Annotated in this window: 10 protein-coding genes; 8 read left to right on the top strand and 2 right to left on the bottom strand. The window is 41.6% G+C overall.

Features of this window, described 5'->3' with window-relative positions; all coding sequences use genetic code 11:
* The first annotated feature begins 45 nt into the window (after positions 1-45).
* The 3 genes from HMPREF0373_RS08925 to HMPREF0373_RS08915 are packed head-to-tail and all read left to right on the top strand — an operon-like array spanning position 46 to position 4,278.
* A complete protein-coding gene (locus tag HMPREF0373_RS08925) occupies positions 46-900 on the top strand; it encodes an ABC transporter substrate-binding protein (RefSeq protein ID WP_341348896.1) in 855 nt (284 codons plus the stop codon).
* Positions 897-2,729, top strand: coding sequence for a cache domain-containing sensor histidine kinase (locus HMPREF0373_RS08920; protein WP_021739366.1), 1,833 nt, complete (start codon positions 897-899; stop codon positions 2,727-2,729). Before HMPREF0373_RS08925 ends, HMPREF0373_RS08920 begins: the two co-directional genes overlap by 4 nt.
* Complete coding sequence (locus HMPREF0373_RS08915) at positions 2,704-4,278, top strand: response regulator transcription factor (protein ID WP_021739365.1); 1,575 nt, start codon at positions 2,704-2,706, stop codon at positions 4,276-4,278. The genes HMPREF0373_RS08920 and HMPREF0373_RS08915 overlap by 26 nt, the downstream gene beginning before the upstream one ends.
* A 117-nt stretch (positions 4,279-4,395) precedes the next feature.
* Here the strand turns inward: HMPREF0373_RS08915 and HMPREF0373_RS08910 are convergent, their stop codons facing one another.
* Together HMPREF0373_RS08910 and HMPREF0373_RS08905 are read right to left on the bottom strand one after the other, a co-directional pair.
* On the bottom strand, positions 4,396-5,745 hold the full coding sequence (locus HMPREF0373_RS08910; protein WP_021739364.1) for an MFS transporter: 1,350 nt from the start codon (positions 5,743-5,745) through the stop codon (positions 4,396-4,398).
* A gap of 373 nt (positions 5,746-6,118) precedes the next feature.
* The gene (locus tag HMPREF0373_RS08905; RefSeq protein WP_021739363.1) at positions 6,119-6,979 is read right to left on the bottom strand and encodes a class I SAM-dependent methyltransferase; all 861 of its coding nucleotides are present in this window, start codon (positions 6,977-6,979) and stop codon (positions 6,119-6,121) included.
* Between the two features lie 957 nt (positions 6,980-7,936).
* Between HMPREF0373_RS08905 and rpsJ the strand changes: the two genes are divergently transcribed.
* The 5 genes from rpsJ to rplB all read left to right on the top strand — a co-directional run bounded on the left by rpsJ (position 7,937) and on the right by rplB (position 11,010).
* Positions 7,937-8,254, top strand: a complete 318-nt coding sequence (gene rpsJ, locus HMPREF0373_RS08890; protein WP_022035229.1) for a 30S ribosomal protein S10 — start codon at positions 7,937-7,939, stop codon at positions 8,252-8,254.
* Positions 8,255-8,462: 208 nt separating this feature from the next.
* Positions 8,463-9,140, top strand: coding sequence for a 50S ribosomal protein L3 (gene rplC / locus HMPREF0373_RS08885; RefSeq protein ID WP_021739359.1), 678 nt, complete (start codon positions 8,463-8,465; stop codon positions 9,138-9,140).
* A gap of 32 nt (positions 9,141-9,172) precedes the next feature.
* Positions 9,173-9,793, top strand: a complete 621-nt coding sequence (gene rplD / locus HMPREF0373_RS08880; protein WP_021739358.1) for a 50S ribosomal protein L4 — start codon at positions 9,173-9,175, stop codon at positions 9,791-9,793.
* Positions 9,793-10,092: a 50S ribosomal protein L23 gene (rplW, locus tag HMPREF0373_RS08875; protein WP_021739357.1), complete on the top strand. Its 300-nt coding sequence runs from the start codon at positions 9,793-9,795 to the stop codon at positions 10,090-10,092. The genes rplD and rplW overlap by 1 nt, the downstream gene beginning before the upstream one ends.
* Positions 10,093-10,167: 75 nt before the next feature.
* A complete protein-coding gene (gene rplB / locus HMPREF0373_RS08870; protein WP_022035230.1) occupies positions 10,168-11,010 on the top strand; it encodes a 50S ribosomal protein L2 in 843 nt (280 codons plus the stop codon).
* Positions 11,011-11,012 lie beyond the last annotated feature (2 nt).

Below are 11,012 nucleotides of genomic sequence, written 5' to 3'. Positions count from 1 at the left end.
TTTGTATAATCCTTATCTAAATGACATTGGGAATCTACCTCCGGAATTATTTATAACAAAGAAATTTTTGAACGATGTGGTCTGAGTGTTCCGCAGACGTATCAGGACTTTTTGAATATCTGTAAAACACTGAAAAGTAAGGGGATTACTCCCATTGGTGTGGGCGGCAGTGATCTGTGGCATATGGAATATTGGGTAAATCATTTCTTTCGTACGGATGTGCTGTCAAAGAATCCGGACTGGCTCAGACAGTGCTCGGAGGGAGTGGTTTCCTGGACAGATGCGGAAGCGATACAGATGCTTAACGATTTGAAAAATTTGTTTGATGCGGGATATGTCAACGATGACTGGCAGACGACAAGAGATGGAAATCTGCCATATAAAATGGCGGAGGGAGAAATCGCCATGATGTATACCGGTCCATGGACTTCTTTTGCCATTCAGAAATTGAATCCTTCCATGGAATTAGGCTGGTTTTATGTGCCGGATGTAAAAGGTGTGACCTATGCCGGTGATAATCTGGATACGTTCTGGTCTGTGACAAAGGAATGTGAGGAAGATCCTGATAAGTATGATGCAGCAATGACATTTCTGAAATATTTTTATTCCGAACAGAATTATACGCTGACCTGTGAGGCAATCTGTAGTTTCCCATTGACAAAAGAATGGATTGCTACTGCCGGAGTTCCTTTTCAGGAAGAAACGGAGCGTGCGTTCCGAAGTAGTGACAAGCAGATTGCAACCTATATTGGTGATGAAGATACACCGGTAGATTTTGAAAAAGGCATGTTGCTTCTGTTGCGCAGTGAATGGAACAGTGAAGTGTCCGTAACTGATACGGCACAGCACATCCAGCAGCTGTGGAACTCCTGTGAGGCCAGTCAGGAGGCGAATCAATGAGAAGAAGGATAACGGATACGACCTTTGGAAAAATGACGGTGGCATACCTGTTATTTGGTGTGATTCCATTGTTCCTGATCAGTCTGCTGTTTTTTTCCAGATTTACAGATAATATCAGGGAAACCATGATTCGAAATTATGCACAGATCAACGGATATTTTGCCAGAAATGTGCAAGATATTATGGAATCTGCAGACGCAGCCATGGCGGAACTGTATAATTATGAGACGGATGATGGGGAAAGTCTTGCAGCCGTGTTGAAAAACAGTAATCTCACAGACGGGGAACGTTCTTTAGAAGTGGATGAAGCTTTAAAAGAAGTAATGGCCAAGAGTAAACATATTGCATCTACCCGTTTTGTTGATATCAATGGTAAAATATACAGTGTATATTATAATCAGGAAAAAACATTACGAAATGACGCACAATATTATACGCAGATGAGAATTATCGCACAGGATGAGATGCGCGATTTATGTGTACTCAGGACAACGGAAGAAAGTAATATCTGTATCAACTCGGATGATTTCATCTTTGTACTTGTGCGCAATTATATGGATACTACCTCCATAAACCGTGCATATAACACCCCGCTTGGCACATTGTTCGTGGATATCAATGTGAATGTGCTGGAGAATCTGGTGGATAAGATCGGTCTGGAAAAGGGAAGTCTTTATATATGTAATCCAAAAGAAAAACATTATGTATATAGCCAGGACCGGAAGGATTATCTGGATGGCAGAAATCCGTTGGGAGAAAAGGTGATGGCTCAGCTGAAAGGATCGGAGGGTTATGAAAAGATTGATGGAAACTGGATTTTTTATGCAAGAATCATGGATACGGATGAGTATGCGGTACTGAAATTGAACGATGCGGAAGCTATGGGATATTATTTCAGCAACCGTACCATGATGGCAGTTATTTTACTGTTTTCCTGTATCTTCCTGGTTCTTTTATATATTATATTTTCAAAGAGGATGAGTGAACCTGTCCAAAAAGTACAGGAGGCCATGAAGCAGGTGGAGAGCGGCCGGATGGATGTTCAACTGGAAATCAATACCCATGATGAGATGGAGATTATTGCGGACGGATTCAACAAGATGGTAGAACGTCTGAATGATTATATCAATCAGGTATATGTAGCAAGAATCTGTCAGAAAGATGCAGAACTGAATGCTTTGAAGATGCAGATCCAGCCACACTATCTATATAATACGCTGGATGTGATCCGTATGACAGCACTGGAGAAAAATGATGAAAAGACAGCAGAATTGCTGGAATGTCTCGCACATCAGCTTCGGTATGTGATGGGAGAACATACCGACTGTATCGTGCTGCGGGATGAATTGCAGGCACTGCGGGAATATTTCGTTATTATGAAAGTCCGTTATGAAGGAAGGATCCGGCTAAGCATCCAGGTGTCTGATGAAGATGCACAGCTGTATATTCCAAAGCTTCTGCTTCAACCGGTGGTAGAGAATGCGATCCGTCATGGTTTGCGGGAGAAAAAAGGAGAAGGTACGGTCGCTATCCGTGTGGAACGAAAAGAAGATTATCTGGAGATTGTCGTGATGGATGACGGTGTCGGCATGGAGGAGGATCAGGTCCGAATTATGCAGGAGACACTGGATAATCCGGAAATTGGAAAAACAGATGCGAATGGTCGCCTGAGTGTTGGAATGAAAAATGTTTATGACAGAATAAAGCTGAATTGCGGCAAAGAATATGGTTTCGGTATTGAGAGTTTCCAGGGTGTGGGAACAATCGTGACCTATCGTTTGCCGATCTGGGAGGAACCTGAAAATGTGGAAAGCAGTGATCGCGGATGACGAGGGAGTTATTTTACAGGGGTTAAAGAAACTGATAGACTGGACAAATATGGATGTCCGTCTCGTGGGGGAAGCACGGGATGGACAACGGTTGAAAGAAGTAATGGAAGAAACGGATCCTGATATTGTAATCACCGATATTATGATGCCATATCGAACGGGGCTTGATATACTTCGGTGGTGCAATGAAGCGGATATGCATGCAAAGTTTATTTTTATCAGTGGATATCAGGAATTTACCTATGCAAAAGAAGCTCTGCAGAGCGGAGCCGTTGATTATCTGCTGAAACCTGTAGCACGCAAGGATCTGGAGGATGCGGTGCGCAAGGCAATTCAAAAGCTGGAAGAACAGAATACCATCGAAATTTTCAAAGAAGAAGATGATGAGATGTATCAGCTATTCCGGGAAATCAATGATGGACAGGGATTTGAAAATGATGAATTGTATCAGTTGTTTGAGGCTGAAGAAATCGATTTTGAAGGTCATTTCTTTGTGGGAATCTGCGTGGGCATCCGGCCGGATCTGGCAGCTGATATGATTAAAGATTCTTTTGAACGGTTCAATCTGCTTCGTTTTTCTATTTACAATCAGATTGCACAAAAGCTGCGTGGCAAAGCTTTTGTCCTGCGCAAAGACGACTGTGCACTGCATCTCATGGGAGTGTTCCCCTGTGGAGAGGAAGATACTTTCGTGGAAACCTACGTGATGCCGGTGGTACAGCAGGTGTCAGCGCAGGTACATACAGAGTTATCAGTCGGGATCGGTATGTATTCTACCGATGCAAAGCAACTGAAAAATGCATACAAAACGGCAAAGTTTGCTTTTGAACTGTATTATTTTGAGGAAAAACCCCTGATTGATTTCAGAGATATCCATAAAGATTACACCGTATCCTTTGAAGACTATGCAAAGAGTGTGGATGAGGCTTACCATGCAATCATTGCACATGATGAATCTTATCTGGAAAAAATTGACAAGATTATGGATAAGGTAGAAGCAATTCATTATGGAAATAAAAATGCGGCACTCTCCAGGGTGTTGTATTTTGTAGCTGAAATTGGTACGAAATTATTCCAGTATCAGCTCATCGAAGGTGATTATAATGAGATGCAGGAGAAACTGCAGAAAGACACAGAATCACGAAAGACTTTCCGGGCATTGCGGGAATGCATCCGGAACTATTATCAGAATCTCTGGATTTTGTTGGATAACAATGGAAAGTCTAAGGACAAAGTAATGATCGAACAGGTCAAAAATTATATCAAAGCACATTATGCAGAGGATATGTCAATTAAGGAACTGGCGGATGTAGCCTGTGTCAGTCAGAATTATTTCAGTGCACTGTTTAAAAAGGAAACCGGACAGAATTATAAAGCATATCTGACATCTATCCGTATGGAAGAGGCAATCAAACTGCTCCGGACCACGGATCTCAAAACCTATGAGATTGGAGAAAAGGTTGGTTATAATAACGTTCGTCGTTTTGTGGATGCATTTAAACAGATTTATAATGTGAGCCCGATGGAGTATAGAAAAAGTTTAATATAGTTTCCGGCAGGATTGCAGAGAAGCACGTCATGCGTTGCATGACGTGCTTCTCGCAGCAAGAATTCCCAAGGCATTTTTGAACAGAAAAGAAGAGTTCATTTCCGTTTTACATAATGCCTATTTGCGGCCTTCCAAAGCATTATCAAGTTTTTTCCCGGCAGCAGTTCTGTAAGTATCATCTTTTTCTTTTACGTGTTTTGCACTGAAGAGTAACATTAAAATGATACAAATGACAGCTACGATAGCAGTTACAACAAAAATCATATTGTATCCGCAAGCAATCATGATCATTGCAATGATTACCGGACCAAGTGATGAAATTAAGTTGGCAATTGGATTTACCGCTGCGAAGACAGTACCGAAATCCTCACGGCGCCAGTACTGTGCTGCCAGTGATACAGTAAAGTTGGAAGAAGCACCCATAAATAATGCAAGGCATACAAGTGAAGCAACCAGAAGTCCTGGTTTTTCCGGACTTGATAAAGCACCGAGTATACCAGCGAGCAGCATGATGATGCATGCGATGATCATGGCTTTTTTTGTGCCGAATTTAGTATCAAGAACTCCGAGTGCAAAACTTCCAATCAGACCAAAGATACAGATCATTAACATAACACCGGCAAACCCACCAAATTTAGCTAATCCATTTCCCATAGAACCGAGAATTGCATTTGTCTGTGTCATCATACCGACTGAGAACATCAGCAGACATCCGGCAGGAATTGTGATGAACCAGAAATCACGGGTAGTCAGAGTGTGGTTCAGCTTCCATACGGTTGTTTTTTTGTTTTCAATTTCTTCCAGCATCATGTTTTTGGCCATTTCCGGAGTCATATTTGGATTGTTGTCACGGAATGCACCAACTTCTTCCGGATAATCCGGTACAAAAATTATTCCAAGGATAAGGCCAACGATAAAAATGATTAAGAAAGGAGCAAATGCATTTGCAATGTGTGGCTGTCCACTTTTGAATGCGGTAGCTGCAAATGCTCCGATAACACCATTGCCGAGTGGGAATGCAAAGGTAGCAATACCCATAACACTTCCTTTTCTTGTTGGAAACCATTGTCCTACCAGAATAGAAAGTGAAAAAGTTGCATATACTAAAGAAAGCACAGTGCCTAAACCATATACGGCACGCCAAAGCATTTGCGTTGGTCCGGGAATATAACCCGGAATAAACATAATACCAAGAAGAGCTACAATGGATAAGACACCCATCAGACACCCCATTTTTTTGATGCTTTTTAATTTTCCAATGAAGTTAGAAGCAATCAACTGTACAATAACTCCAATGATAGAAGCAGCTGTATAGATAGATGACAATACGGCTTGTCCACCATATAAATCAGAAAGAATATTTAGTGGATAATTACCGATCACCAGATAGGAAAGAAATGCAGTGGCAATCCAGATAATAAGTATCCATCCCCTTGAACCATAACCTTTAACTTTACTTTGTCCCATAAATAACCTCCGTATAAATACTAGATATGAGCGATAACATTGAATTTTGGAAGAAAATCTGTTAATACATTTCATTAAAGTTGTTTTTGAATGAAAGTATATAATAATAGAATTACAAACCAAATTCTACGTGCATTCGGCTCAAATAAAAATGTATCATAATTACCAAAAGGTAACAAAGTTGCTTTCTGGTAACATATAAATATTAGCATAAGTCGGGGAATATGTGAAATAGAGATAATTTTGCATATTTGATAAAAAAGATTTATCAATGGCCTATAGAATAAATGGGTATTGATAAATCTTTTTGTTTAAGAATGATTTGTTATTATTCGCCTTGCAGAAGTGAGCGTATTAACTTAGAATAAAAAAATTATTTTGATTCCCAGCGGCCGGAGGCTCCGCAGGGAAGTACAAGCCCGTTGGAAGATACAGGAAGTCCGATTTCATCTGCAGTTACGATGCCGTCATATTTTTTCATAACAGTACCAAGCATGTAAGCCAGCACTGCAGGCTGAAGGCCTGTTGTATAGGAGTTGATCAGGAAAAACAGTGGATCATCAGAAAGGATCTGTGTACACAGTTTTACTAACGGGTATACGGATTCTTCAATTTTCCAGATTTCTCCTTTCGGTCCTCTTCCGTAGGATGGCGGGTCCATGATAATGGCATCATAGTGATTGCCACGACGGATTTCACGCTCTACGAATTTTACGCAGTCATCTACCAGCCAGCGGATCGGCTTGTCACTGAGTCCGGAAGATGCAGCATTTTCTTTTGCCCACTGAACCATTCCTTTGGAAGCATCCACATGTGTGACCTGTGCGCCGGCAGCAGCAGCGGCAAGGGTTGCACCACCGGTATAGGCAAACAGGTTTAATACTTTGATTGGTCGGCCCGCTTTGCGGATCTTGTCACCGAACCAGTCCCAGTTCGCAGCCTGCTCCGGAAATAATCCGGTATGCTTGAAGCTAAATGGTTTTAAGTTAAAGGTCAGATCATTATAATGAATGGTCCACTGTTCCGGCAGATCAAAAAATTCCCATTCTCCGCCGCCTTTTTTACTTCTGTGATAATGTGCATTGTGTTTGCGCCATCCTTTTTCTGTTTTCGGTGTATCCCAGATTACCTGCGGGTCCGGACGGACGAGGAGGTATTTTCCCCATCGTTCCAGTTTCTCACCCTGGGAACAATCAATCACCTGATAATCTTTCCAGTTTTTTGCTATCCACATTGTCTATTTTCCTCTACTTTCGCATGATATGAATTCTGTTTCTACCTATTATAATGTTATACTTGTGCACTTTGTGCAAACGATGCGCATTCGCACGAAAAGAAATTATTGTTTCGCAAGGGTGCTCGGCGCGAGCGAGAAAGCTGTGCCATTGATAATTTTAAACGTGTATGTGTGTGATAGCACACTTTCTTGTATAACGGTATGTCTCTATGATTATAGATGCTTCCAGGTCTTTCGTCAAGAAACTATAAATGAAAATAGCGCCTAATATATTTAGCAATCAATTTACTTTACTGCAGAATAAACATTCCTGTGCTTCAAGTGGGGGAGAACTCTAAGCGGTGGATAAGTGGGGATACTTATGTCAGCGGGAGAAGAATAGTATGGCGGCGAAGGAGAGAAACATGCGACACAGACGGTAGGATAATTTTCGTCGGTGGAGCGAGCATAGCCCGCCTCCGGGAGTGTGTTTGAGCCGACAGCTGGTTTTGCTGGAGGCGAGTTCGCGGGAGGAGGCGGAGATAAGCGGCGCAGCGGAAACAGAAAATTGTCCGTGTCTGGTCGCATGTTTCTCTCCTTGCCGCCTATATAACAAACTTTCCGTCATCAAAACACTTGAAAAAGTCCAAAAATCCAATGTATTTATAAAAGTACAAGAAAAACACGAATATTTTGAAAAAAAATGAAAAAACTACTTGCAATTCCGAAAAAAATCTCTTATACTAACAACTACTGTGACATGATAGCAATGAAGCGCGAGGTTGCTGCCCGAGTGGCAGGTTTTCCGTGGAGCGAATGTCAAGTTAGGAAACTGACGACAAGTCACTGTACTGAAACTGAAGACCATGAAATGGTTGAAAACAACGTGTGTGAGATTGAATGATACACACGGGAGAGTGTACAGTCACCGCTTGTCGTACTAATCAAAAGTGCGAAAAGGAGGCGACTTTTTTTATGGCAAGTCAAGTAATGAGAATCATTCTCAAGGCTTATGACCACGAGATGGTGGATGCATCAGCAAAGAAAATTATCGAAACTGTAAAGAAAAACGGATCACAGGTGAGCGGACCGGTACCACTTCCTACTAAGAAAGAGGTTGTAACAATCTTAAGAGCGGTTCACAAATACAAAGATTCCAGAGAGCAGTTCGAGCAGAGAACACACAAAAGACTGATCGACATTGTAGCACCAACACAGAAAACTGTTGATGCACTGTCAAGATTAGAGATGCCGGCTGGTGTCAGCATCGACATCAAGATGAAAAACAAATAATTCATCTGATGAAAAGCCTTCCTTATATAATAGGAAGCAATATGATTAAGGTAAAATCCTGAAGGGTTATATATAGAAGCAGCATTCTTCGAATCCGTTTTAACCCACGTTGCAAAACAACAATGGATTCAATGTTCCACTTATATATCACTGTTCTAGGATGAGCGCATAAAGCGCTCCGCTGTAGAGTAAACAGGAGGTAAATGAGATGAAGAAAGCTATTTTAGCTACAAAAGTCGGAATGACTCAAATCTTCAACGCAGACGGAGTTTTAGTTCCGGTTACTGTATTACAGGCTGGTCCGTGCTACGTTACACAGATCAAAACTGTTGATAACGATGGATACAGCGCTGTACAGGTTGGTTTCGTTGACAAAAAAGAGAAAGTTGTTAACAAAGATGCCAATGGTAAAAAAGAAATCAGAAACAGACATGGTGTAAACAAAGCAGAGAAAGGTCACTTTGACAAAGCAGGCGTATCCGGTAAGAGATTCGTTCGCGAGTTCAAATTTGACAATGCTGAGGAATACAACCTTGCAGATGTAATTAAAGCTGATATCTTCGCAGAAGGCGACAAGATCGATGCAACAGCAATTTCCAAAGGTAAAGGTTTCCAGGGCGCAATTAAGAGATTTGGCCAGCACAGAGGACCTATGGCTCATGGTTCTAAATTCCATCGTCATCAGGGTTCCAACGGCGCTTGTTCTTCTCCGAGTAAAGTATTCAAAGGAAAAGGAATGCCGGGACACATGGGTAGCGTAAAGGTTACAGTTCAGAACCTTGAAGTTGTTCGTGTAGATGCTGAGAACAATTTACTTTTAGTGAAAGGTTCCGTACCAGGACCTAAGAAATCTTTAGTAACAATCAAGGAAACAGTAAAAGCTTAAGTTTTACTTGATTAGGAAAGGAGGACACACAGATGGCTAACGTATCTGTTTATAATATGGAAGGCAACGAAGTGGGCTCCATGGAACTGAATGACGCAGTTTTCGGTGTAGAAGTTAACGAGCATTTAGTACACATGGCAGTTGTACAGCAGCTTGCAAATAATCGTCAGGGAACTCAGAAAGCAAAAACACGTTCTGAAGTTAGCGGCGGTGGAAGAAAACCTTGGAGACAGAAAGGAACCGGTCATGCAAGACAGGGTTCAACAAGAGCTCCGCAGTGGACAGGTGGTGGAGTAGTATTCGCTCCGGTACCGAGAGATTACTCTTTCAAGATCAACAAAAAAGAGAAAAGAGCAGCTTTAAAATCCGCTCTGACATCCAGAGTAGAGGCTCAGAAATTTGTTGTTTTAGATGAGTTAAAATTAGAAGCAATCAAAACAAAAGATTTTGTTAAAGTATTAAATAACTTAAATGTTTCCAAAGCACTGGTTGTTATGGGAGACAAAGATGTTGTTATTGAGAAATCCGCAGCAAACGTACCGGATGTTAAAACAACACAGGCTACACTGTTAAATGTATACGATATCCTGAAATATGATACCGTGATCACAACAAAAGCAGCTGTAGAGAAAATCGAGGAGGTATACGCATAATGGCAAACGTACAGTACTACGATGTAATCCTCAAACCGGTTATTACAGAGAAAAGCATGAATATCATGGCTGATAAAAAATATACTTTCCTGGTTCATCCGGAAGCAAACAAAGCTATGATCAAAGAAGCTGTTGAGAAAATGTTCGACGGCGTTAAAGTTGCAAAAGTTAACACAATGAATTGCGAAGGCAAGACAAAAAGACGTGGAATGACTTTTGGTAAAACTGCTAAAACAAAAAAAGCTATCGTTCAGTTAACAGAGGATAGCAAAGATATCGAGATCTTCGCAGGTCTGTAGACCGAAAGCAACTTAGCAGTTGGTTAAGCACAGTAAAGTGCGATAATAAAACACAGTATTGAAAGGAGATTCATTATGGGAATCAAAACATATAACCCATATACACCTTCCAGAAGAAACATGACTGGTTCTGACTTCTCTGAGATCACAAAGAGCACTCCTGAGAAATCCTTACTGGTTTCCTTAAGCAAAAATTCTGGACGTAATAATCAGGGTAAAATCACTGTTAGACACCGCGGAGGCGGAGCTAAGAAAAAATACAGAATCATCGATTTCAAGAGAAATAAAGATGGTATTCCGGCAACTGTTATCGGTATCGAGTACGATCCGAACAGAACAGCTAATATCGCTCTGATCAGCTATGCTGATGGACAGAAAGCATATATCCTTGCACCGGCAGGACTTACAGATGGTATGAAAGTTATGAACGGACCGGAAGCTGAGGTTCGCGTAGGTAACTGCTTACCGCTGGCAAACATCCCAGTTGGTACACAGGTTCACAATATTGAGTTACATCCGGGCAAAGGCGGACAGCTGGTTCGTTCCGCAGGAATGAGCGCACAGCTTATGGCTAAAGAGGGCAAATATGCTACTTTAAGACTTCCGTCCGGAGAGATGAGAATGGTTCCTATTAATTGCCGTGCAACCGTAGGCGTTATCGGAAACGGTGACCACAGCCTGATCAACATCGGTAAAGCAGGACGTAAACGTCACATGGGTATCCGCCCAACTGTACGTGGTTCTGTTATGAACCCGAATGACCATCCACACGGTGGTGGTGAAGGTAAGACAGGTATCGGTCGTCCAGGTCCGTGTACACCTTGGGGCAAACCTGCTCTTGGCTTAAAGACAAGAAAGAAAAACAAACAGTCTAATAAACTTATCGTAAGAAGAAGAGACGGTAAAGCAATCAAATAGGA

Source organism: Eubacterium ramulus ATCC 29099 (assembly GCF_000469345.1).
GTDB lineage: Bacteria > Bacillota > Clostridia > Lachnospirales > Lachnospiraceae > Eubacterium_I > Eubacterium_I ramulus.
Note: the sequence above shows the minus strand (reverse complement) of the source record. Positions and strands in the feature narration are given on the sequence as shown.

Excerpts from the sequence above, each read along its gene's own strand:
- rplD (WP_021739358.1), top strand. The coding sequence starts at position 9,173 with ATGGCTAACGTATCTGTTTATAATATGGAAGGCAACGAAGTGGGCTCC.
- HMPREF0373_RS08915 (WP_021739365.1), top strand. The coding sequence starts at position 2,704 with ATGTGGAAAGCAGTGATCGCGGATGACGAGGGAGTTATTTTACAGGGG.
- rpsJ (WP_022035229.1), top strand. The coding sequence starts at position 7,937 with ATGGCAAGTCAAGTAATGAGAATCATTCTCAAGGCTTATGACCACGAG.
- HMPREF0373_RS08920 (WP_021739366.1), top strand. The coding sequence starts at position 897 with ATGAGAAGAAGGATAACGGATACGACCTTTGGAAAAATGACGGTGGCA.
- HMPREF0373_RS08910 (WP_021739364.1), bottom strand. The coding sequence starts at position 5,745 with ATGGGACAAAGTAAAGTTAAAGGTTATGGTTCAAGGGGATGGATACTT.
- rplB (WP_022035230.1), top strand. The coding sequence starts at position 10,168 with ATGGGAATCAAAACATATAACCCATATACACCTTCCAGAAGAAACATG.
- rplW (WP_021739357.1), top strand. The coding sequence starts at position 9,793 with ATGGCAAACGTACAGTACTACGATGTAATCCTCAAACCGGTTATTACA.
- HMPREF0373_RS08905 (WP_021739363.1), bottom strand. The coding sequence starts at position 6,979 with ATGTGGATAGCAAAAAACTGGAAAGATTATCAGGTGATTGATTGTTCC.
- rplC (WP_021739359.1), top strand. The coding sequence starts at position 8,463 with ATGAAGAAAGCTATTTTAGCTACAAAAGTCGGAATGACTCAAATCTTC.